Annotated in this window: 22 protein-coding genes and 1 tRNA gene; 14 read left to right on the top strand and 9 right to left on the bottom strand. The window is 67.0% G+C overall.

The window, feature by feature from the left end; genetic code table 11:
* Positions 1-77: 77 nt before the first annotated feature.
* Complete coding sequence (locus AC1DW4_RS03215; RefSeq protein WP_477015789.1) at positions 78-899, bottom strand: DUF1365 domain-containing protein; 822 nt, start codon at positions 897-899, stop codon at positions 78-80.
* The gene (locus AC1DW4_RS03220; protein WP_477015790.1) at positions 896-2,257 is read right to left on the bottom strand and encodes an NAD(P)/FAD-dependent oxidoreductase; all 1,362 of its coding nucleotides are present in this window, start codon (positions 2,255-2,257) and stop codon (positions 896-898) included. The genes AC1DW4_RS03215 and AC1DW4_RS03220 overlap by 4 nt, the downstream gene beginning before the upstream one ends.
* Before the next feature lie 178 nt (positions 2,258-2,435).
* Here AC1DW4_RS03220 and AC1DW4_RS03225 point away from each other — a divergent pair, with 178 nt between their 5' ends.
* From AC1DW4_RS03225 to AC1DW4_RS03255, 7 genes are all read left to right on the top strand, one after another.
* Positions 2,436-3,470, top strand: coding sequence for an SAM-dependent methyltransferase (locus AC1DW4_RS03225; protein WP_477015791.1), 1,035 nt, complete (start codon positions 2,436-2,438; stop codon positions 3,468-3,470).
* A 14-nt stretch (positions 3,471-3,484) separates the two neighbouring features.
* On the top strand, positions 3,485-3,895 hold the full coding sequence (locus AC1DW4_RS03230; protein WP_477015792.1) for a DUF2177 family protein: 411 nt from the start codon (positions 3,485-3,487) through the stop codon (positions 3,893-3,895).
* Positions 3,896-3,985: 90 nt separating this feature from the next.
* A complete protein-coding gene (locus tag AC1DW4_RS03235; RefSeq protein WP_477015793.1) occupies positions 3,986-5,101 on the top strand; it encodes a peptidase in 1,116 nt (371 codons plus the stop codon).
* Between the two features lie 93 nt (positions 5,102-5,194).
* Positions 5,195-6,076 carry an SGNH/GDSL hydrolase family protein gene (locus AC1DW4_RS03240; RefSeq protein WP_477015794.1) on the top strand — a complete coding sequence of 294 codons (882 nt, stop codon included), beginning with the start codon at positions 5,195-5,197 and terminating at the stop codon, positions 6,074-6,076.
* Positions 6,077-6,251: 175 nt separating this feature from the next.
* Entirely contained in the window at positions 6,252-7,028 is a 777-nt protein-coding gene (locus AC1DW4_RS03245) for a GDSL-type esterase/lipase family protein (RefSeq protein ID WP_477015795.1), read from the top strand.
* Position 7,029: 1 nt separating this feature from the next.
* Positions 7,030-8,427 (top strand): MBOAT family O-acyltransferase, encoded by a 1,398-nt coding sequence (locus AC1DW4_RS03250; protein ID WP_477015796.1) that lies wholly within the window; start codon positions 7,030-7,032, stop codon positions 8,425-8,427.
* A gap of 13 nt (positions 8,428-8,440) precedes the next feature.
* Positions 8,441-8,947 (top strand): hypothetical protein, encoded by a 507-nt coding sequence (locus AC1DW4_RS03255; protein WP_477015797.1) that lies wholly within the window; start codon positions 8,441-8,443, stop codon positions 8,945-8,947.
* Positions 8,948-8,956: 9 nt separating this feature from the next.
* Here AC1DW4_RS03255 and AC1DW4_RS03260 read toward each other — a convergent pair whose 3' ends face one another.
* The 4 genes from AC1DW4_RS03260 to AC1DW4_RS03275 form a co-directional block, all read right to left on the bottom strand.
* A complete protein-coding gene (locus tag AC1DW4_RS03260; RefSeq protein WP_477015798.1) occupies positions 8,957-10,510 on the bottom strand; it encodes a DUF1501 domain-containing protein in 1,554 nt (517 codons plus the stop codon).
* Between the two features lie 10 nt (positions 10,511-10,520).
* A complete protein-coding gene (locus tag AC1DW4_RS03265; protein ID WP_477015799.1) occupies positions 10,521-12,257 on the bottom strand; it encodes a DUF1800 domain-containing protein in 1,737 nt (578 codons plus the stop codon).
* A gap of 142 nt (positions 12,258-12,399) precedes the next feature.
* Entirely contained in the window at positions 12,400-12,681 is a 282-nt protein-coding gene (locus AC1DW4_RS03270) for a hypothetical protein (protein WP_477015800.1), read from the bottom strand.
* Positions 12,682-12,768: 87 nt separating this feature from the next.
* Positions 12,769-12,844: transfer RNA gene (locus AC1DW4_RS03275), tRNA-Lys, on the bottom strand.
* 194 nt (positions 12,845-13,038) lie between these two features.
* Here AC1DW4_RS03275 and AC1DW4_RS03280 point away from each other — a divergent pair.
* Together AC1DW4_RS03280 and AC1DW4_RS03285 are read left to right on the top strand one after the other, a co-directional pair.
* Positions 13,039-14,490 carry an amino acid permease gene (locus AC1DW4_RS03280; protein WP_477015801.1) on the top strand — a complete coding sequence of 484 codons (1,452 nt, stop codon included), beginning with the start codon at positions 13,039-13,041 and terminating at the stop codon, positions 14,488-14,490.
* Positions 14,490-14,843, top strand: a complete 354-nt coding sequence (locus AC1DW4_RS03285; RefSeq protein ID WP_477015802.1) for an Hpt domain-containing protein — start codon at positions 14,490-14,492, stop codon at positions 14,841-14,843. Before AC1DW4_RS03280 ends, AC1DW4_RS03285 begins: the two co-directional genes overlap by 1 nt.
* Here the strand turns inward: AC1DW4_RS03285 and AC1DW4_RS03290 are convergent.
* A complete protein-coding gene (locus tag AC1DW4_RS03290; protein ID WP_477015803.1) occupies positions 14,840-15,181 on the bottom strand; it encodes a chorismate mutase in 342 nt (113 codons plus the stop codon). The genes AC1DW4_RS03285 and AC1DW4_RS03290 overlap by 4 nt on opposite strands.
* On the bottom strand, positions 15,171-15,986 hold the full coding sequence (locus AC1DW4_RS03295) for a ferredoxin--NADP reductase (RefSeq protein ID WP_477015804.1): 816 nt from the start codon (positions 15,984-15,986) through the stop codon (positions 15,171-15,173). Before AC1DW4_RS03295 ends, AC1DW4_RS03290 begins: the two co-directional genes overlap by 11 nt.
* Before the next feature lie 267 nt (positions 15,987-16,253).
* Here AC1DW4_RS03295 and AC1DW4_RS03300 point away from each other — a divergent pair, with 267 nt between their 5' ends.
* Genes AC1DW4_RS03300 through AC1DW4_RS03315 form a run of 4 tightly spaced genes read left to right on the top strand, consistent with a single transcriptional unit; the run spans position 16,254 to position 20,817 of the window.
* Positions 16,254-18,500, top strand: coding sequence for a S9 family peptidase (locus tag AC1DW4_RS03300; RefSeq protein WP_477015805.1), 2,247 nt, complete (start codon positions 16,254-16,256; stop codon positions 18,498-18,500).
* Positions 18,501-18,520: 20 nt separating this feature from the next.
* Complete coding sequence (locus AC1DW4_RS03305; RefSeq protein WP_477016206.1) at positions 18,521-19,987, top strand: amidase; 1,467 nt, start codon at positions 18,521-18,523, stop codon at positions 19,985-19,987.
* A gap of 51 nt (positions 19,988-20,038) precedes the next feature.
* On the top strand, positions 20,039-20,533 hold the full coding sequence (locus tag AC1DW4_RS03310; protein WP_477015806.1) for a low affinity iron permease family protein: 495 nt from the start codon (positions 20,039-20,041) through the stop codon (positions 20,531-20,533).
* Positions 20,530-20,817 carry a SemiSWEET family sugar transporter gene (locus AC1DW4_RS03315; protein ID WP_477015807.1) on the top strand — a complete coding sequence of 96 codons (288 nt, stop codon included), beginning with the start codon at positions 20,530-20,532 and terminating at the stop codon, positions 20,815-20,817. Before AC1DW4_RS03310 ends, AC1DW4_RS03315 begins: the two co-directional genes overlap by 4 nt.
* Here the strand turns inward: AC1DW4_RS03315 and AC1DW4_RS03320 are convergent.
* Entirely contained in the window at positions 20,814-22,181 is a 1,368-nt protein-coding gene (locus tag AC1DW4_RS03320) for a pectate lyase family protein (protein WP_477015808.1), read from the bottom strand. The two genes, AC1DW4_RS03315 and AC1DW4_RS03320, sit on opposite strands and share 4 nt — an antisense overlap.
* Before the next feature lie 319 nt (positions 22,182-22,500).
* Between AC1DW4_RS03320 and mntR the strand changes: the two genes are divergently transcribed.
* A complete protein-coding gene (gene mntR, locus AC1DW4_RS03325) occupies positions 22,501-22,935 on the top strand; it encodes a manganese-binding transcriptional regulator MntR (RefSeq protein WP_477015809.1) in 435 nt (144 codons plus the stop codon).
* Positions 22,936-22,979 lie beyond the last annotated feature (44 nt).

Raw genomic sequence — 22,979 nt, forward strand, 5'->3', positions numbered from 1 at the left:
TTTCACCGTCTGATGAAATATCGCGGCGTTCGGGCGTCTGTAAATCGACGACGCCCGATGGGCAAGGGATAGCCCGATCAGCGCGCCTTGCCCACCGTCACGGGATGGGTAGGGGGCTTTCCCCGTTCGCGATAGCGCGCGCCTTTCAGCACGCCCAGCAAGGCCTCCCAGTGGATGCCGAACATGACCTTCCACGTCAGCAGAGGGTGGGTGAGCCAGGCCTTGAACAGGGCGGCGTCGGTGAGCGGGCGTCGCGTCCCGGCGAAGGAAGCGGTCAGGATCGGGGTGTCGCCCCGGCGGACGGCGACGACGACCGAGACGGCCTGATCCGGCGCGTGGACGGTGAAGTCGTAGGTCAGGGCCATGTCCATGAACGGCGAGACGAAGAAGGTCTTGTCCGTGGTCTGGCGGACGATCCCTGGTTTTGCTTCGGCGGGTATCGCGACGAGGTAGGAGTGGCGCTCGTTGAAGGTGTTGGTCACCTCGTAGAGCAGGGCGGCCAAAGTGCCGTCGGGCCGATGGCAGAAATAGACCGCCAGCGGATTGAACCCGTAGCCCAGGATGCGGGGCATGCAGAGCAGGCGGATCGGGCCGCCTTGGATGTCGATGCCGGCGGCCGACAGGTGGCGCTCGACCTGGGTGCGTAAGGGGGTGCCCGAGCGGTCGCCATGGTCGCGGGCGCGCCAGGTCATCAGGCCGAAGGTGCCGTTCCGAAGCCAGCGCAACGGACGGATGGCGTCCTCGGCCGTGTCGAGGTCCAGCAGCAGCATGTAGAGCCGGTAGCGCAGGGTATGCTGGATACCCGAGACGCGATGGTGGACGACCTCGCCGACATAGAGGGCGTTCTGAACCTCCCCCGTTCGCTGCGCTCCGGGGGAGGATTGTCGGAGTGCGCTCACGCCGCCTCGGACAGAGCCGCCGTGCTACCCAGCACGATCCGGCCGCTCTCGTTCTGGACCGACCAGGGCCGACGCACGCCGCCCAGCTGTTCGGCGACGGCCAGGCCCGCCTGAAGCCCGTCCTCATGGAAGCCCGATCCGAACCAGGCCCCGGCGAACCAGACGCCGCCCTGACCCTGTAGCGACCACAGTCGGGATTGCGCGCGAACGGCCGCGGTGTCGAATACGGGGTGTTCGTAATCCCATTCGCCCAGGACCAGAGCCGGGTCGGGATCCTTGGCCGGGTTCAGGCTGACGAACAGGGGCGGGCCGGACAGGGACTGGAGCTCGTTCATCCAGTAGGTGACGCCGCCTTCGCCCGCGCGGTCGGAATAGCCCTTGTGCGTCCAGGCGGCCCAGGCCTTGCGGCGCCTGGGCATCAGCGACGTGTCGCGATGCAGGATGGCGCGGTTCGGCCGGTACTGGATCGCGCCGAGCAGGTGGCGCTCGTCCGGGGTCGACTGATCCAGCAGTCGCAGGGCCTGATCGGAGTGGGTCGCCAGGACGACGTCGTCGAACCGTTCGGCGCGCCCGTCGGCGAAGCGAACCGAGACCCCTGCTGCATCGCGCGAAACGCCGACCACGCCCGCGCTCAGCACGGTCTCGCCGGCGAAGGCGACATGCAGGCGGCGAACGTATTCGCGGCTGCCCCCGTCGACCGTGCGCCAGGTCGGCTTCAGGTCATAGGTCAACAGGTTGTGGTTCATGTAGAACCGCACGAAGGACGCGGCGGGGTAGCCGGTCATCTGATCCAGCGTCGACGACCAGATCGCGGCGGCCTGGGGCAGCAGGTGGGCGTCGCGGAACAGGCGGCCATAGCGGTTGCGGTCCAGATACTGGATCAGGGTCTCGCCCGTGCGCTCCATCTCCGGCAGGTCCTTCGGGGCCTGTTTCTGGAACCGCAGCAGGTCGCCGATCATGCCCCAGAATTTGGGGCTGGCGTAGTTGCGCTTCTGGGCGAACAGGGCGGCGATGCCGTGGCTGGAGTATTCGAACGCCCCGTCATCCATGCTGACGGCGAAGGACATGTGCGCGGCCTTGGTCGGCACCGACAGGTGCTCGAACATCGCCTTCAGGTTCGGATAGTTATCCTCGTTGTAGACGATGAACCCCGTGTCCACGGCGACAGGGGAGGACGGGCTGGGAGCCTCCACGGTGTTCGAATGGCCGCCGATCCGGTCGTCGGCCTCCAACAGGGTCACGTCGTGGGCCTTTGACATCAGCCAGGCGCAGGACAGGCCGGCGATGCCCGACCCGACGACGGCGATCCGCTTCCTGGCGATGGGGTGGTCGGCCGAGGTGACGAGATGGGCGCTCATGGGGTCTCCGGACAGCAGTCGGGTGTCAGGCCCGGAGCTACGGCGCGGACCAGAGCGTGGATGAGATCATCCGTCGCGCCTGAAGCCGCGTAGCTGGGTGGTCTTCCGCAGCGGAGCCGTTACACCTGATGTCAGGCGTAATGGGCCGCGAGCGCCCACGCAATGTCAGGATCGCCGCATGAACATCACCAACGTCGCCATCCGCCAGCTTCAGGACGCGCCTTTCCCCGATTTCGTGACGCGCCCTGCCATCGCCAGCCTGGTGACGGAGGCTCGCAAGAAGCTGGACCGCGAAGGTCCGCACGATTCGGCGGAATTCGCGCGTCAGATGGCGGTGAGAGCCATCGCCGAACACACCGATGCGGCCAATGACCAGCACTACGAACTGCCGCCCGAGTTCTTCAAGATCTGCCTGGGCGCGCGGCTGAAATACTCGTGCTGCCTGTACGGCGACGGGGCCGAGACCCTGGATCAGGCGGAGGAAAAGGCGCTGGCCGAAAGCTGTGCCCACGCCGAGCTGGTAGATGGGCAGACGGTGCTGGAGCTGGGCTGCGGCTGGGGCTCGCTGTCGCTCTGGATGGCGGAACACTATCCGAACAGCCGGATCACGGCGGTTTCGAACAGCCATGGCCAGCGCGGTCATATCGAGGAACAGGCGGCCCTGCGCGGCCTGACCAATCTGACCGTCATCACCTGCGACATGAACGACTTCCATGCGCCCGCGGCCGGGACCTACGACCGGATCGTCTCGGTCGAGATGTTCGAGCACATGGCCAACTGGCGCGCCCTGCTGACCCGGGCCAAGGGCTGGCTGAAGCCCGACGGGCGGATGTTCGTGCACATCTTCACCCACCGCGACGCGCCCTATCGGTTCGATCACACCGACAACGGCGACTTCATCGCCCAGCACTTCTTCACCGGCGGCGTGATGCCCAGCCAGGACCTGATGGCACAGTTCCCCGACCTGTTCGCGGTCGAGCAGCAGTGGACCTGGAATGGCGAGAACTATGCCCGCACGGCCAATGACTGGCTGGCCAATATGGATGCGAACCCGGATCGCGTTCTGGAGTTGATGCAGGGCACCTATGGCCGTGAGAATGCGAAGCTGTGGGTGCGTCGCTGGCGCCGGTTCTATCTGGCAACGGCGGGTCTGTTCGGAAACGACGGCGGCAACACCTGGGCCGTCACCCACTATCGCCTGAAACCCGCCTGAAGAGAGACTGACGCATGCTGAAATGGATCGTGGCCTATGCGGCGACCGGCGCGGCGATGGCGGCCGTCGATTTCGGCTGGCTGACCACCATGACCGACCGGCTGTACAAGCCCGTGATCGGTCCGATCATGACGCCCAAGCCCGACATGGTCGCGGCGGTGGCCTTCTATCTGATCTATGTCGGCGGCGTCGTCTTCCTGGCGGTCGCTCCAGCGCTGAAGGAGGGGGCCTGGACGCGGGCGGCGATCAACGGCGCGGCCCTGGGGTTCGTGGCCTATGCCACCTATGACCTGACCAATCAGGCGACGCTGCAGGTATGGCAGTGGAAGCTGACCATCATCGATCTGTGCTGGGGCACCTTCCTGACCATGGCGGCGGCGACCCTGGGCTATCTGGCGACGAGCACGGTGGCCGGGCGCGCCTGACGGTTTCCGACGGCTTCACCGTGGCCATTGTCATCCGCTGAGCGATGATATCTGTTGCGCCCAGGGACGGAAGGTCCGGGGAGACGGGTCATGAAGCTTTGGTTGCTATTGGGTGGGGCGACGGTGATCGGCCTGGCGGGTTGCGCGGTCGATCCTTACGCTTACGGGGCGACAGCGCCCTATGGCCAGTACGGCAATAATGGTTATGGCCAGTCCCGTGGCGACACGGTCGATGCCAGTGCCACCGCGACCTATGGCGAGATCTATCTGGATTCCGGGTTCGATGAAGATCCGTACCGGGTTTCGGTGACCTCGGGCGGCAGCATCGACGCCTCGACCATCGCGAGCGGTTGCACGGGCATGGTGGCGCGCGCGCCGGATTTCCAGCTGACCTATGACGCGGGCAGCCTGCCGCTCACGTTCGGCGTCAACGGCCAGGTCGATACGACCCTGGTCATCAACGGTCCCGATGGACGCTGGACCTGCGACGACGACTCGGGTGGCGATACGGACCCGGAGATCACCTATTCCCGCCCGCAATCCGGCACCTATGACGTCTGGGTCGGCGCGTTCGGCGGCGACAGCGGCTCGGCAGAACTCTTCGTGACAGAGCTGGGCAGCGAGTATGGCCGCGCCAATAACTATGGCGACAACGGCGATTACGACCGCGATCGCGACAGAAACCGGAACCGGGGCAATGGCGGCCGCAACGGCGGGGGGCGCGGGCTCTATGACAACGGCGGTCGGGGCAACGACAACCGAAACAACGGCGGGCGCAACGATGACTACGGCCGCAACGGAAGCGCCGGATATCCGGACAGCTCGGCGAGAGCGGCCTATGGCGAGATCGATCTGAGCTCGGGCTTCCGCGGCGACCCCTACACCGTATCGGTTCTGGCGGGCGGAAGCATCGACGCCTCGACCGTGGACGACAGCTGCGCGGGCCAGATCGCCTCGGCTCCGGATTTCCAGATCACCTACGATGCCGGCAGCCTGCCGCTGACCATCGGGGCGACGTCGAACGGCGACGTGACCCTGGTCGTCAACGGGCCGGACGGCCAGTGGTACTGCGACGACGATTCCGGCGGGAGCAACGATGCGGAGCTGACGTTCCGGCGTCCTTCCTCCGGTGTCTATGACATCTGGGTCGGGTCCTACGGCGGCGACAGTATTTCGGCCGAGCTGTTCATCACCGAGCTGCGTTAACCTTTATCCTCGTGCGTGGCGCGTGTGCCATGGCGCCATCGTGGACGGCCCGGCTATAGATGCCGGGTCGTTTGCGTTTGGGGGCGTATCGGGGTGAGGGCGGGCATCAATGCCGTAACAGCCGCGCTGGTCGTGGGCATCGGGATCGGGCTGGTCCTGACGCCGGACGGCCGTGCCTGGCTGCGTCACCCGACCCTGATGCTGGGCGGGACCGCCAATGCGTCGGCTGGGCAGGGTCCGAGCGAACCCGCGGCCCTGCCGGTCACGACCCCCATGCTGCCGACCTTGACGCCCCTGCAGGAAAAGGCGGCCAAGGGCGCCCTGCGCATCGGGGTCTTCGGCGACTCCATGGGCGACGGGCTGTGGACGGCGCTGTACCGTGACCTGCGCGGCCAGCCGGGCGTGACGGTCACCAAATTCAGCGAAGTCTCCACGGGCCTCAGCCGCTACGACTACGTCGATATCCAGGCCAAGACGGCGCGTCAGATCGCGGAGCAGCCCGTCGACGTCGCGGTGATCCTGTTCGGCACCAACGACGCCCAGGGCATCAGCATGGACGGTGAGATCCACGACTTCGGCACCGAGGGCTGGAAGGCCGCCTATGCCAAGCGCGTCGATGACCTGGTGGCGATGCTGCGGGGTCAGGACATCGCGGTCTATTGGGTCGGCCTGCCCAAGATGAAGCGGGCCGGCTTCGACGCCAAGATGGCGCTGATCAATGGAGTGGTATCCGCCCGTATGGCGGCGCTGGGCGTGCCCTATATCGAAACCGAAAGCATCACCGAGAACGCGGACGGCGACTACGATGCCTACCTGCCGGAAACCGGTACGGGGCGTCGGCGGCTGATGCGGGCCAATGACGGGATCCACATGTCGATGGCGGGCTATCTGCGCATCGCCGAGCCGGTCGCCGCGCGGTTGAAGCGCGATGCAGGTCTGGCGGCCGAGGTGGCCCAACCACCCGCCGGGACGTGATCCGTCCCAACCGGATCGTGAAGCGCAATGCACCACAGGCGCGGCCTTACGACCGATTCTGGCGCGGCTGCCTGCTATGAACCCTCGTGAGTCGGCCGATTTCAGACGCTGGATTGGAGAAGTTGGAGTCAATTTTTCTGTCTCCCGACTCTCGTTTTCGCTGATCGCAATCGGCTTGGCCCTCGCCGCAGCCACCGCCGACGCCCAGGAACGCCCCTACGTCGCCCTGCCGTCGCCGATCAGCGCGACCTGTTCGGACGGGATCTGCCAGTCACAGGCTCTGGCGGCCTTCTTTCGTGCGCTGAGCCAGTCGGGACGGCCTGTACGTATCGTGCAGTTCGGCGATAGCCACACGGCGGGCGGCGACATCGAGGCGTCGCTGCTGTGGCGGCTGCGCGGGCGGTACGAGGGCCGCGAGATCGTGCTGGCGGCTCACGGTCTGGTCGGGGCGACGCTGAACGCCATGGCCGGGACCGAGCCGCTGCTGGCCCCCGAAGACGGTACGCCGGATCTGGTCGTCATCGCCTATGGCACCAATGAGGGATTCGACGACCTGCTTGACCCGGCGGCCTATGAAGCCTCGCTGCGAGGGCAAATCGACCGGGTCAGGCGCGCTGCGCCGGCGGCCTCCATCCTGATCCTGGGCGCGCCGGAGGCCATGCGGGGTGACGGCGGCGGAACCTGTCCCGGCGACGTCGAGCAGCGCTGGCAGGCCCCGGCCATGCTGTCGGTGGTGCGGGATGTGCAGCACAGGGTGGCGGCGTCCGAGCACGTCGCGTTCTGGGACTGGAAGGGCCGCATGGGGGGAGACTGTTCGGCCTTTGCCCTGACGCAAGGGGACGCGCCCCTGATGCGCGGTGACCATGTGCATTTCACCCGTGCCGGCGGCGACTGGATCGGATCCATGCTGTTCGCCGACCTGATGACAGCACACCGTCAGCAGGGATTCTGAGGTGCTGTTCCCGACCCTGGCCTTCGGCATATTCTTCCTGTTCGTCTATTTCACCGCCTGGTCGCTGGACCGCGAGAATGGGCGTCGCAAGCTGTTCCTGCTGCTGGCCAGCTGGTTCTTCTATGCCCAGTGGGACTGGCGCTTCGTCGGCCTGCTGATCGGATCGGCAGTCCTGAACTGGGGCGCGGCGGTACTCATCGCGCGCAGGCCCGCCGACCGTCGTGCCTGGCTGGTCGGGCTGGGCGTCGCGGGCAATCTGCTGATCCTGGGGTTCTTCAAATACTACGGCTTCTTCATCGAGCAGGCGGGCGACCTGTTGACCCGGTTTGGGTGGGAGCGGGATCTGCCTTTGCTGCAGGTGGTGCTGCCGGTCGGGATATCCTTCTTCACCTTCCAGGGCATTTCCTATGTCGTGGACGTGCATCGCGGGAAGACGCCGCCGGCGAAGTCGCTGCTGGACGTCATGCTTCTGATGAGCTTCTTTCCGCATCTGGTGGCGGGGCCCATCGTGCGGGCGTCCGATCTGCTGCCTCAGTTCGATCGTGTGCCCCGGCTGACGCGCGAGATGGCGGCGCACGGGCTGCTGCTGATCGTCTGGGGCCTGTTCAAGAAGACGGTGATCGCATCCGAGCTGTCGATCCGGCTCGTCGATCCGGTGTTCTTCGACCCGTCGTCCTACGGCACCCTGGATTTGATGGCGGCCGTCTATGGCTATGCGGTCCAGATCTATTGCGATTTCTCGGCCTATTCGGACATGGCGATCGGGATCGCGGCCCTGCTGGGCTATTCCTTCCCCAGGAACTTCGACCAACCCTATCGGGCCAGTTCCATGCAGGACTTCTGGCGGCGCTGGCACATCAGCCTGTCCAGCTGGCTCAGGGACTACCTCTATGTGCCGCTGGGGGGCGGCAAGAAGGGGTTGATCCGCTCCTGCCTGAACGTCTTCGTCACCATGCTGCTGGGCGGGCTGTGGCACGGGGCGGCCTGGACCTTCGTCGCCTGGGGCGCGCTGCACGGCGGGGTTCAGGTGGTCGAGCGACTGGGTCGGTCCGTCCTGAAGGGCAGGGGGCCGCCGGCCTGGCTGGGCGTGCTGATCACCTTCCACATCGTCTGCCTGGGCTGGATCCTGTTCCGGGCCGAGAGCTTCCCGATGGCGATGGAGGTGCTGACAGGCCTCGGCCGCTGGTCGGCGGCGACGATGGTGACGCCGTTCCTGTTGGTGCTGATTGTCGGGGGGCTGGCCATGCATTTCCTGCCGCCGCGCGCGGTGGAGGGTGTGGCGACGTGGCTGAAGCCGGCGCCGTCCCTGACCATGGGGCTGCTGATCGGGGCCGCCATCCTGCTGGTCGAGGCGGTGCGCCCTGACGGCGTGGCCCCCTTCATCTATTTCCAGTTCTGAGGGAGGCGAACCGATGAGCGACCACCCCGACGATCCCGAGACGCCGCTGGAGCCGTTTCCCGTCGCCAGCACGGTCTCGCCCTTTCCGCCGCTGGAGGGCGAACGGACCGAGCCCTATCTCGAAACCTCCACCGCCGACCCTGAGAGCGACTGGATCGAAACGGCTGATGCTCACGACCTGCCCACGGCTGACCCCGAGGCGGCGTCGCCGCTGAACCCCCTTATCGCGCTCGGCCGGTTCGCCTTTCCGCCCGGGCCGCCTCCGGACGACGAGGGCGTGGCGGCGCGCGACCGTCGATGGGCCAGCCGGACGATCGTGATCGCCGGCGTCTTCCTGTTGATCTTCAATGCGGTCTCGATCCAGAACTGGTCACGCCAGCAGGCCCCGGGCTGGGTCACGACCACCGTGCGGCGACTGGCGGACGTCTGGGTCGAGCAGATTTCCCAACTGGGCGCCGATCAGCCCAGGCAGGTCGTGCGCGACGGCTATGAGGCCGGGCGCGACGCGAACTGGCCCTGAGCGCCGGCCTCAGGCCAGGAAACCGAGTCCCCGGCTGCCGAAGTTGGCCAGGTTCGGGAAGATGGTGTCGAGGTTGCCTTCGGACACTCCCATCCACCGCCCCATGGTGGCCCCATATTGATCGACCGAGGTGGTCGGGACCAGCGCCGCCCGCGTCATGTCAGGGTTCTGGAACGTCCCGAGATCGACGCCCAGGGTCGGATACTGACCATAGATGTCGCCCCCCCTGACCGATCCGCCCATCACGAAATGGTGCCCGCCCCAGGCGTGGTCGGTGCCGTCGCCATTGGTGGTGAAGGTCCGCGAGAAGTCCGAGGCGGTGAAGGTCGTCACGGCCGGGCGCATGTCGATCCCGCCCAGATTGCCCAAGGCGCTGTCGAAATAGGCCATGGCATGGGCGACCTTGGCCAGGTTGTTGGCCTGGCTCGTGTTCTGGAAGTCATGAGTGTCCCATCCGCCCAGGCTGACGAAGAACACCTGTCGCTTGGCCCCCAGGGTCGGGGCGGCGGCGATCATGCGGGCGACGGTTTGAAGCTGAACGGCCAGGGAGTTCGTCTCGGTCGCGCCCGTGATCGGATTGACATAGGCGGGAGCCGTCGCGACGCCCGTCACGACGGACGATGCGAACACGCTGTTGACCGAAGTCGCTGCGCCGATGGAGCGATTGGTCGTGGTGGCATAGTCGACGGCGAACAGGCTGGCGGACGAGGTGTCCGTGATGATCTCGCGCACTCGGCCCGGTGCCACCGTCGATCCGAACAGACTGGTGGCGGATTGTCCGGTGATGACCACGGCCGGCTGGGCCGCCGTCGTCATCTGATACTGGACGATGCTCTGACCCGACAGGAACACGGCGTTTCCGGCCGTGGAGATGGCGGTGAACAACGCTCCATTCCCGTTCAGGCTGGACAGAAGATCGCCGTAGCGACCGCCCCAACCCACGCGTGCGCCCTCCACCTGACCGGCCTGCCAGGTCGATTGCTGATCGTTGTGCGAGAACAGGTTCGACGGAAAGGCGACCGTGCGACCCTGATACTGGGCCTTGGTGATCGGGCGGATCAGGGTGCCGACGTTGGCGACCACGCCCAGACGCCCGGCGTCAAACAGGGTCTTGAGTGGGCCCAGGAACGGGTGCAGCCCGAAGGTGCGGACCGAGGCGTTCGTACCGGCGGGAATGGGATTGGCTGTGCGCGGCACGATGGGCAACACACCCCCCCAGGCCTCGGGGCGATTGGCCTGCGACACGCGACCCGTGACGGGGTTGGTCGCGCCGATGGGCGTGGGCGGGGTGCCCACCGGCATCAGGGCAATGGGATCGGTGCCCGTGTTCCGGGCCGCGAAATAGCGGCCCCACGAGTCGTTATCGGTGGCGAGGACGGTGTTGTGGCTGTCGTTGCCGCCGAACAGGAAGATGCAGACCAGGGCCTTGTAGTCGGGCGCGCTCTGGCTGGCGGCATTGCCGGCCGCCATCAGCTGGGCGGCGAAGGGGCTGGCGGCCCCGAGCATGGACATCGCGCCGCCGATGCGCAGCAGCTGGCGACGGTTGTGGATTCCGTGGGTCATCGCGCCGTCCTCACCGCTGAACCAGATAGTCGGGCGACACCATCGTCATATAGACCGCCAGCTTCGATCGGTTGAGCAGGGCGGTATCGATCGCCGCCTGATTGGCACCGGTCGCGGCCGGGACCGTGACGCTGTTGATGCTCTCGACCAGCCGGGCCCGCAGCGCCGTCGACATGGTGCCGTACAGCAGCATCCGGTTCATGCGGTCCGCCAGGGCATTGGCGTCGGCCGCCACCGCGATCTCGCGGGTATAGGCGGAGCGGACATCCGTGCCGGTGCCGATGCCGTTGCCGATCGCGCCCTGCATGGTGTTGGCATAACCGGCGACCGTCACCTCATCCACGATCTGGAACTCCGGCGCGGTCAGGTTGGCGGTGCCCAGCCGGGTATTGGGCGGCACGTAGCCGGGGCGGAAAAAGTTGAAGACGGAGGGCGCGGCCAGGGCCGACTGACTGAGCGATGTGTTGGCGCTGGTCGAGTTCAGCAGATAGTTGCCGCTGACAGACGTCGCCCCGAAGGCGCGCATCCAGTTGGTCATCCGGATCACGGGCTCGCGCACCTTGCCCGAGGTCGTCGCCGACAGCGCGGTGATGTCGCGCGCCTCGGTATCCAGGAGGATGGTCCGCACCACCGCGCCCAGGTCGCCCCGTACACCGGACCCATTGTTGACGAAGGTCGTCGAGCAGCGGCTGACGTAGGCCGGCGTCGGGTTCGAGGTCACCAGCCGCTGGATCAACTGCTTGCAGATGAAGGGCGGCACGTTGACGTTGTTGAAAATGGTGTCCAGCGCGATCTTCAGGTCGGCCGCGCCATCGGACGACCCCTGTGCGATCGTGGTGCCCAGGAAGGTCTTCGCCGAGGTCGAATGATACTGGGGATAGGGGATCATCGGCCGGACATAGCTGTCGGGCGTCCGACCTCCGCCAGAGAAGGTCGAGTTCGTGGGCGTCGCCGCATACCAGCTGAAACCGGTGAACACGCGCGCCAGGTTCGAGATGTCGGAAGGCGTGTAGGTGGGGATCGGGTTGTTCGACGCGTCGCGCCGGACCGTGCCGTCCATGTTCAGTTCCTGAACGCCCAGGGACATCAACTGCATGACCTCGCGCGCGAAGTTCTCGTCGGGGTTACGGCCCGTCGTCGCATCCTCTTTCTGGTTCGCCAGATGGGTCAGGTAGACACCCATCATCGGGTGCAGGGCGACCTGTTCCAGAAGGGTGCGATAGTTGCCAAACGCATTGGCCCCCAGCATGTCATAGTAGGACCCCGCACCCCGGATATCGACGTTGGGATCGAGCATGGAGATCACGAAGATCTCTGACAGCGCCAGCTTCATTCTCTCGCGCAGCTGAGCCTGGCCCGTCGCGGAATACAGCCAGAAGCTCTCGTAGAAATGATTGGCGTTGAGCGAAGCCGTCGGATTGGTCAGTCGCAACTGCGCCAGGCGATTGTCGAGATAGACCAGGTGCGAGGACGACTGGGCCGCGAACTGCTGGGTCAGCCAGGCGCTGTAACCGCCGGCGATGACGGCATCGATCTCGGCGTCGGTCGGGCCGAAGGTCGCCTGGGTCAGGAACCGGCCTGCTTCGGCCGGGGTCGGGGCAGGGGCCGTCGGAACGGTCGTTCCCCCACCACCTCCGCCGCTGTTGGATCCGCCGCCTCCGCCGCCGCCGCAGGAAGCCAGACCAATGGCCAAAACCGCCGGCAAGGCCAGCGCGCGGAGCCACCCGAAACCGGTTCGTTCCTGCACCACGTCCCCCGACAGGCTCGCCGTTGATCGACGTTGAGGCGATGCTAATCCTTAAATCGGGGAGCGTGAACGAAATCGGTGAGAACAGGGTGTTTCTGTCGTCCACCCTGGCGCGGGCCCCGTCGTCCTCTCTGATCGAGGGTCAGGCGGGAGGGGTCGTTTCGGGATCGCGCGGCAAAGGCGGAACGGGGTTGGTGCCGTCGGGATTGGGCGCGACGTCTGGCTGTGAGGCGTCAGGAACCCCTGCGCCAGGTTCCGCCGCCGAGCCGACGCTGGGCTCGATCGCGCCGGTCGCCTCGTTTTGACCTTCGGTCATCGTCGCCGGGGTTTCCGGCACGTTCGCCGGCGTATCCTCGGCCTGGGTACAGGCCGAAAGCGAGAACGCCGTCAGGCCGGCGACGACGAGAATGGGAGCGATTTTCATGGTCTGAACCTGTCCTGGACATCACGCGACTCTGGGCCGCCTGCCCGGACAACCGTCGATCTCAGGATCAGGTTCCAGAATGCACGATGGTGGGTGATGTAGGGTTCGAACCTACGACCCGCTGATTAAGAGTCAGCTGCTCTACCAACTGAGCTAATCACCCGTACCATGTCATCGGTAGCGACGGTGCAATCGCCGTGCCACTTTCGCGTGTATCGTCTCGGGACGGCGCAGGCGAACGGGCGAGATAGAGATAACCGCTCGCAGATGCAAGGTCTTTCGACCCCGTTTGTCATCGTCCCGTGACCCGCTAGCATCTTCGAGGAATCGCCCAGGATGGGCGCAGGAGTGGCGGGCATGGCGTTCTGGAACCGGCGAAAATCGATCGATGCGATGCATCAGGCGTCGGACGGGCCGCGCCTGAAGGCGACGCTGAGCTGGCCGCATCTGCTGGCGCTGGGCGTCGGGGCCATCGTGGGGACGGGCATCCTGACCCTGATCGGGGTCGGGGCCGGGCTGGCGGGGCCGGCGGTGATGATCAGCTTCGCCCTGGCCGGTCTGGTCTGCGCCTGCGCGGCCCTGGCCTATGCCGAGCTGTCGACGATGATGCCCCAGGCGGGCAGCGCGTACGCCTATTCCTACGCGGTTCTTGGCGAGGTGATCGCCTGGGTCGTGGGCTGGTCGCTGATCCTGGAGTATTCGCTGGTCGTTTCGGCCGTCGCGGTGGGGTGGTCGGGTTATGCGGTCGGGTTCCTGACCGGACTGGGCATCGACCTGCCGACGGCGCTGACGGTGGGGCCGCACGTGGCGGGCGGGCTGGTCAACCTGCCGGCGGTGGCGATCATCGGGGTGGTGACGGGGTTGCTGCTGCTGGGTACGCGCGAGAGCGCGACGCTGAACGCGGTGCTGGTGGTCATCAAGGTCGCGGCCCTGATCGGGTTCGTGGCCATCGCGCTGCCGGCGTTCGATGCGGCCAACTTCACCCCCTTCATGCCCAACGGGTTCGGATCTCCCGCCCTGCCGTTCGCCGAGGCGATCACGGGCAAGCCGGTCGTTCAGACCGGGGTGATGGCGGCGGCGGCGATCATCTTCTTCGCCTTCTACGGCTTCGACGCCATCTCGACGGCGGCGGAGGAGACCAAGAAGCCGGAGCGCGACCTGGCCATCGGCATCGTCGGGTCGATGGTGATCTGCACCGTCCTGTATCTGGTGGTCGCGGCGGCCGCTATCGGCGCCCGGCCGGTGGCCAGCTTCGCGGCCAGTCCGGAGCCACTGGCGCTGATCCTGCGAGAGATGGGACAGGGGACGGCGGCGCAGTGGATCGCGGCATCGGCCGTGATCGCCCTGCCGACGGTGCTGCTGGCCTTCCTGTTCGGTCAGAGCCGGATCTTTCTGGGCATGGCGAGGGACGGCTTGCTGCCGACGTCGCTGGCGAAGATCTCGAGCCGGGGCGTGCCGGCGGTGGTGACGGTGTTCACGGCCATCGTGGTGGCGGCCTTGGCGGGGGTGATGCGGCTGGACGAACTGGCGTCGCTGGCCAATGCGGGGACGCTGGCGGCGTTCGCGGCGGTGGGTGTGTGCCTGATCGTGCTGAGGTTGCGCGACCCGAACCGGCCCCGGACGTTCCGGGCACCGCTGTGGTGGCTGGTGGGGGCCATCACGATCATCGGCTGTGTGGTCTTCTTCTTCAGCCTTCAGGCCCGGACGCAGCTGTACTTCCTGTACTGGAACGCGGCGGGGCTGGTGATCTACCTGCTGTGGTCGTCCAGGAACGCGCGGCTGGCCAAGCATCCCGAACAGGCCGGCTGATGTCGCGGCGGGACCTGACCGGGGCCGTGGACTTCGCCGTCCTGGACCGGACGACGGGCGGGGACGACAGCGTGGCCGAGGAGGTGCTGGGGCTGTTCGTCCAGCAGGCCGGGATGTGGTCGCCGATGCTGGATGCCGGGCAGGAGGGCTGGAAGGACGCCGTGCACACCATCCGGGGTGCTGCGGCTGGCATCGGGGCCGGGCCGCTGGCCGCCGCCTGTGCCCAGGCGGAAGCGGCTGAAAGGGACGTGGCGTCAGCGAAACTCGACGATGTCAAAGACCAGCTGGATATGGCCCTGGCCGATGTGGCGGCGTGGCGGCACGAACTGATGCTGCGGTCGCTGAGGGCCTAGCTGCGCGTGCGGTCGTAGACGCTGAACTCGTGGGCGATGCTGCGGTCAATCAGGGTGCGCCAGACGGGTTCGGCGATGTCGGGCGACAGGTGGTGGGCTTGGGCGGCGGTCAGGACCTTTGACACCACGTCCTCGATACGGGCCTCGTCGTGGACGGCGTCCCGGTTGGGCTTGATGCGGGCGGCGGCGTCCATGTAGCGCTGGCGTTCGGCCAGCAGGGCGACCAGGGCGCGGTCCAGAGCGTCGACGCCCTGGCGGACCTCGACCATGGTGGTGCAGGCGGCCGGGTCCGTCCGGGCGTCGACGGCGACGATCTGGGGCCTGTGCTCAGCCGACAAAGGCGCGCTCCAGGACGTAGTCGCCGGGTTCGGCGTTGGAGCCTTCCTTCAGGCCGAAGCCCTCCAGCAGCTCGGCGGTTTCCTTGATCATGGCCATCGAGCCGCACAGCATCACCCGGTCGCGGTCGGGCGAGAAGCCCTCGGGCAGGCCCAGGTCGGTGAAGATCGCGCCGGACTTTATGCGGTCGGTGATCCGACCGGGGGTGTCGAAGGCCTCGCGTGTGACCGTCGGATAGTAGGTCAGCTGGGCCGCTGCCTCCTCTCCGATCAGGGGGTCGTCGTGGATGCCCGAGGTGAAGAAGTCCCGGTAAGCCAGGTCGGCGACGTTGCGCACCGTGTGGCAGACGATGACGCGGCCGAACCGGGCATAGGTGTCGGGATCACGAGCGACGCTGAGCCAGGGGGCCAGGCCCGTGCCCGTGCCGATCAGCCACAGGGTCTGGCCGCCGGTCAGGGCGTCGAGCACCAGGGTGCCGGTCGGCTTCTTGCCCATCAGGACGGTGTCGCCGGTTTCGATCTGGACCAGGCGCGAGGTCAGGGGGCCGTCGGGTACGGCGATGGACAGGAACTCCAGCTGCTCGTCCCAGCAGGGGCTGGCGATGGAATAGGCGCGAAGGATGGGCTTGCCGCCGTCTTCGCCCGGCAGGCCGATCATCACGAACTCGCCGGAGCGGAAGCGGAAGTCCTCGGGCCGCGCGACGCGGAAGCTGAACAGGCCATCGGTCCAGCGCTGGACGGACAGGACCTCCAGTTCGTGGAAGGCCGAGGGCTTGGGCGGCGGCGGAGCGAGGGCGGTGTCGGTCATCGGGGCCTGTCTTAGGGCGCTGGGCCGGATCGGGGAAGGTCGAGGGGATGGCAGAGGTGGCGATAAAAAAATGGTGCAGACCGTGCAGACCGTGCAGATCGGCTAAATCGGCGACGAAAAAAATCGTCTGCACCGTGCAGACCGTGCAGATCGAGGTCGTATGGCAACCCGATCGAACCCTAGCATCGGGGCACGTCAGATCGGGTCGCGGGCGGAACGATGCAAGGGAGGTGACGCGGACGGAATCTGTCGATAGCGTCCGCGCCCATGCGCACAGTTCTTCTCGTCTCCGCCCTCGCCCTGACCGCCGGTTCGGCGCTTGCTCAAACTGCCGATCCCGCCGTGCTGACGCCGGAGCGAGTGTTCGCCAATCCCAGCCTGAGCGGCCCGGTGGCGCAAGGGGTCAGCCTGTCGCCTGATGGGGAACTGGTCGCCTTCCTGCGGGCGCGGGAGGACGACGTCTCGGTGCTGGACCTGTGGGCCGCGCCGACGGGGGCGGGCGAGCCGTTCAAGCTGATCGACGCACGGGCCCTGGTGCCCGACGCCGGCGAACTGTCGGAGGCCGAGAAGGCCCGGCGCGAGCGGATGCGGATCAGTCAGCGCGGGGTGGTGGAATATTCCTGGGACGAGCAGGGCCGCTACATCCTGGCCCCGCTGGAAGGCGACATCTTCCTGGCCAGCCGGGAAGGCGGCGACATCCGCCGGCTGACCGAGACGCCGGCCGACGAGATCGACGCCAAGGTGTCGCCCAAGGGGACCTATGTTTCCTATGTGCGGGATCAGGACCTGGTGATCCAGAACTTGGACACGCGCACAGAGACGGACATCACCACAGATGGCGAAGGCCTGATCACCTGGGCCACGGCGGAGTTCATCGCCCAGGAGGAGATGGACCGCGACACCGGATACTGGTGGAGCCCCGACGAACGCTACATCGCCCTGCAACGGACCGACGAGAGCGGCGTGGACGTGGTGCCCCGCCTGGACATCACCGGCGGTGGGTCGACCGTGGTCGAGCAGCGCTATCCCCGGGCCGGACGGCCCAATGCCGTGGTCGATCTGTACGTGCAGGACGTGGCGGCCGGGCGGCGGGTCAAGGTCGACCTGGGCACCAACACCGACATCTATCTGGGCCGGGTCGACTGGTCGTCGGACGGCAAGACGCTGTACGTCCAGCGCGAGAGCCGGGATCAGAAGCGGCTGGACCTGCTGGTCGTCGATCCGGCGACGGGCGCGTCGCGCGTCCTGATCAGCCAGACGTCGGACACCTGGGTCGATCTGACCAACGACTTCCATCCGCTGTCGAACGGCCGGTTCATCTGGTCGAACGAGGACACCGGCTGGCGGCATCTTTATCTGTATGACGCCGACGGGCATCAGGTGCGCGCGATCACCTCGGGCCAGTGGCCGGTCAAGGCGCTGAACGGCGTCGACGAGGAAACAGGCGCGGTCTTCTTCACCGCCTCCATGCGCGACGGGCGAGAGCTGCCGGTCGAACAGCAGCTGTTTCGGGCCAGCCTGAACCGGGCCCAGGAGCCGGTGGCGATCACGCCGGCCGGAGGATGGTGGAGCGCCTCCGTCAACCAGACGGGCACGGCCTATGTCGGCAACTATTCCGATCCGTCCACGCCGCCGCAGTCGGTGCTGTATTCCATCGACGGGACCCGCGTGCGCTGGATCGAGGAGAACCGGCTGGACCAGAGCCACCCATTCTACCCCTATGTTTCGCGTCTGAGGGTGCCGGAATTCGGCACGCTGGAGAGCCACGGGGAGACCCTGGTCTGGCGCATGCAGACGCCGCCGGGCTTCGATCCGACGCGGAAATATCCCGTCGTAATGCAGGTCTATGGCGGACCGAGCACGGGTGCGGGCGTGACCAAGTCCTGGCAATCGACGACCAGTCAACTGTTGACGGAGGCTGGGTATATCGTCTTCCGCCTGGACAACCGGGGCGAGGGCGATCGGTCGCAGAAGTTCGAATCCGCCCAGTACCTGCACATGGGTGTCGTTGAGACCGAGGATCAGGTTCTGGCCGCCAACTATCTGAGATCGCTGCCCTATGTGGACGGCGACCACATGGCGATCATGGGCTGGTCCTATGGCGGGTTCATGAGCCTGAACACCCTGACCGAACCGGCCATGGGTCTGGCCGCCGCCGCCGCCGGCGGGCCGCCGACCAACTGGGCGCTCTATGACACCCACTATACCGAGCGGTACATGTCGACGCCCGAGCTGAACCCCGATGGCTATGCCGGCACGGACGTCGTGGCGCGCATCCCGAACCTGACCGGGCGGCTGCTGCTGATGCACGGCATGGCCGACGACAATGTGGTGTTCGAGAACTCGACGCGACTGATCGACGCCTTGCAAGGGGCCAGCGTGCCGTTCGAGATGATGCTCTATCCGGGCCAGCGCCACGGGATTCGTGGCAACGAGAGGCAACTGCAGCAATGGCGAACCTATCTCGACTTCTTCGACCGGACGATCGGGTCGCGGGCTCCGCGCGAGGACTGATCGCCGGGGCGGCGGTGGCAATGCTTCTGGGCGGCGTCGCCCACGCCCAGGCCCAGGCGCAGCCCGAAGGCTATGGCCTGCAATGGGCTCAGCGGGACCGCGAGACCATCAACAGCGTCCTGGTCTGGTCGTCGAGCCCGGGTGAGACGAACTGGACATCGGCCGACGGGATCACCGGCCTGCCAATCCTGCTGAAGGACAATATCGAGACCGCCGACATGCCGACGACCGCCGGGTCGATGGCGCTGGCCAGTAATGCGCCCGGCCGGGACGCCCCGCTGGTGGCACGGCTGCGTGAAGCGGGGGCGGTGATCCTGGGCAAGACCAATCTGTCGGAGTGGGCCAACATCCGTTCCTCAGCCTCGGTCAGCGGGTGGAGTGGCATGGGCGGACAGGTCCGCAATCCGCATGCGCTGGACCGGAACACCTGTGGCTCCTCGTCCGGCAGTGGCGCGGCGGTGGCGGCGGGGCTGGCACCGGCCGCCATCGGCACGGAGACGGACGGATCGATCACCTGTCCGGCGGCGATCAACGGCATCGTCGGCTTCAAGCCCACGGTCGGCATGGTGTCGCGGACCCATATCGTGCCGATCAGCCATTCGCAGGACACGGCCGGCCCGATGACCCGCACGGTCGAGGATGCGGCCATGGTGCTGTCGGTCATCGCGGGAACGGACCCCGCCGACCCGGCCACGGCCGAGGCCGATGCGAGGAAGACCGATTTCCGCGCCGCTCTGGACGCCCAGTCGCTGCGAGGGACACGGATCGGGGTGGCGCGGTTCCTGACGGGCTATTCCGCCGGGACGGACCGGGTGTTCGAGCAGAACCTGCAGGCGTTGCGGGATGCGGGCGCGGTGCTGGTCGACATCACCGAAGGCCCCGACATGGACGCCATCGGCGCGGCCGAGACCACCGTGCTGCATTACGAGCTGAAGGCCGACCTGAACGCCTATCTGGCCTCCACCGACCCGACGCAGGTCAAGACGCGCACCCTGGCCGAAGTCATCGCTTTCAATGAGGCGACGCCGCGCGAGCTGGGCCTGTTCGGGCAGGAGACCTTCATCGAGGCCGAGGCGACGACGGGACTGGACACGCCGGAGTATATCGCGGCGCGCGAGACATCCCTGAGGCTGGCAGGGGTCGAGGGCATCGACAGGATGCTGAGCGAGAACAACGTCGTCGCCCTGGTTGCCCCTACTGTAGGTCCGGCCTGGTCGATCGATGCGGTCAATGGCGACCACTATCTGGGGGCGGCGTCCACCCTGCCGGCGGTGGCGGGGTATCCGCACCTGACCGTGCCGATGGGCTTCGTGCAGGGGCTGCCGGTCGGGATCAGCTTCATCGGGACCAAGTGGGACGACGCGCGGATCCTGTCGCTGGGCTACGCCTATGAGCAGGCGACCCACGCGATCCGGCCGCCGACCTTCGCGCGCTCGGCGGACGACCTGCCGGCCTTGGCTCCGCTGCTGGCCCCCTACGCGCCCTAAGTCGGATCGGCGACCTAGGAACTCCACGCCAAGCGGTGCAGTTTGTGCCGCATGGAAAAGCTGTTCGTCCGTTTCGCCACCCTGACCGCCAAGGTCGCGGGCAAGCCGTGGACCTTCATCGGGTGCCTGATGATCGTCTTGATCTGGGCGGTCTCCGGGCCGATCTTCAAGTTCAGCGAGACCTGGCAGCTGGTCATCAACACCGGCACGACCATCATCACCTTCCTGATGGTGTTCCTGATCCAGAACACCCAGAACCGGGACGGGGCGGCCATGCAGGCCAAGCTGGACGAGCTGGTCTATGCGGTGAAGAAGGCCGACGCGCGCTTCATCGGCATCGAGCACCTGACCGAACGCGAACTCGACAAGATCCTGGAGGAGGTCGAGAAGCGCGGGCTGGACGTTCAGGCGGGCAAGCCCGCGCGGCCGATCAAGGGCAAGCCTGCGGTTCGAGCCGAGGATGTGGAGGCGGCCCAGCCGAGGGCGGCGACTTCGGCTGCGGAACGCAGGCCCGCTGCGCCTCCGCGTGCGAGGGCGAAGGCATGAGCGACTGGATCGCCACCGCCTTCGGCACGGCCGCGGCCCTGTGCTCGATCACCAGTTTCGCGCCGCAGATGATCAAGATCTGGAAGGAGCGGGACGCGTCGTCCGTTTCACTGAAGACCTATTCGCTGACGGTGACGTGCTTCGTGCTGTGGGTCGTCTATGGCGTGCTGACGACGGCTTGGCCGGTGACGATCGCCAACGCCTGCGCCCTGATCATGGCGATCGGGGTGCTGGGCATGAAGTGGCGGTTCAAGGACGGCGATCCGGAGGAGGCCGAGGCTTAGGCGACCAGCCCGTTCAACCAGTCTTCCAGATTGGTGTAGCCGTCGCCATCGCTGTCGGCCGCGCCGTCGGCGACGCGCGGGTCGTGGCCGTGGCCGGCCTCCCAGTCGTCGGGCATGCCGTCGGCGTCGGTGTCGGTCCAGGGCGTGCCGGGGGCGAGCTCGGGCCAGCCGCCGACGTCGTTCTGGCTGTTGATGATGCGGCCGGTGCCGTCGACCACGCCCATGACGATGCGGGCATCGACGGGATCGCGCCTGTTCGAGGCACCGGCCTGGACGAGGACAGCCGCACGGGCCTGAGCGGCCGTATCCGTCGCGGGCGTGGCCCAGTCGGGCAGGGCGGTCAGGCGGTAGCCGGGGGTGTCGTCGCCGGTGACGGCCTCCCACGGATCGGAAGGCACGACGCCGCCGATGCTGTTGGCGTCGAACCAGGCGTGGGCGACCGCGCTCTGCTCCTCGAAGATGATCGCGCCGGTCGAATCCGGGCCTCGTTCGTAGGCGTTGGCCACGAAGGCGTAGGTCGAGACGGTCGCGGGGTCTTCGTCCGCATTGTAGCCCGCGTGGCCTTCGCCCCAGTTGTAAAAGACGTTGTTGACGAACTCGAACCGCGCGCCGACCGGGTCGATGTCGGGGGTCAGATAGTTGCCGGGCCGGGGCATACGGGCGCGGTGGTTGGCCCACAGGTTGTGGTGGAAGGTGAAGTGCGCCCCGCGATTGCCGCGCACGAGGGAGCCATAGCCGTGATCGCCCTTGGAGTGGGTCGACAGGTTCAGGCTCTCGGCGATGATCGACCACTGGACGGTGACGGCGTCGATGACGCGGTCGCGGCTGCCGATCGACAGGGTCTCGTCCACCGACCAGGAGGCCGAGACATGATCCAGGATGATGCGCTCGCCCCGGTCGATGGTGACGGCGTCGGTCTCGACCCGGTCGGCGTCGCCCAGGCGTGAGCGGATGTAGCGGACGACCACGTCATCGGCCGAGATCAGCAGGGGCTGGCCGCGCAGGGTGATGCCGCCGCCGGGCGCCGTCTGGCCCGCGATGGTGATGCGCGGCTCGCGGATGCGCAGGGGCATCAGCAGGTGGATGGTGCCGCCGATGTCGAAGACGACGGTACGAGGGCCCTCGGTCTCGACGGCGGCGCGCAGGCTGCCGGGGCCGGAATCGTTCAGGTTCGTGACCCGCAGGACCGCGCCACCGCGGCCGCCGAGCGAGACACGTCCCGCACCCTCGGCACCCGGGAATGCCACGACCGGCTCCCCCGTCGAACTCGGGCGTGTGCCCGCGTGGGCGCAGGCAGCCATGCCCAGCAGGGCGGCCCCACCCAATCCCGTCGACAGGATACGCCTTGCAACGTTGTGCATCATGGGGCTAGGCTCGTCGTTGATACCGGTGTCAGCGACTGTTTCGCGCGATGATGATACCGGTGTCAATCGAGTGTCGGATTCTGGTGATGCCTTGCGAACCTTCGGGTGGGCGCAGCGTGGCCAGGATCAGCCGCTCGCCGCGTCATTCAACCATCGTTCTCTCCTGAACGTAGCCTTGGGGCCGGAAGCGAGCGATCGCTTCCGGCCTTTCTTTATTCGCCCGGTGGGGTCGGTCCGAGCGAGGATGGCTTCGCATTTCAGGCGGATCGGCTAAAGCTGTCGCCGTTTCGCGGCCCCGGCCGCCCGTGGAGTGATGTCGTTGGTCCAGGTTCCCGGTGCCGCCAGACGCGCGGCCGCCTTTCGCCGGATGCGTGACGCGCGTTCCAGCGAGGTGGCGGAGGACTATGTCGAGCTGGTCGGCGACCTGATCGCGGAACACGGGTCCGCGCGGCTGACGGACCTGGCCGACTGTCTGGGCGTGGCCCCGGCCACGGCGGCCAAGGCGCTGCAGCGACTGCAGCGCGACGGTTTGGTCGAGACGCGGCCCTATCGTTCGATCTCGCTGACCGAGGCGGGCGAAGCCATGGCGGAGGCGTCGCGCGAACGCCACCGGATCGTGCATGAATTCCTGACGGCGCTGGGCGTCAGCGGCGAGACCGCCGAGGCCGACGCGGAGGGCATCGAACACCACGTCAGCCCCGAGACCCTGGCCCTGTTCGCGACGATGACCGAACGCCTGCGCAAGGGCGGTTGAATTCGATGCATCCGGCGCCGACCTCCGGCGTATAAGGATTCAGC

Source organism: Brevundimonas sp. P2_A6, assembly GCF_056404975.1.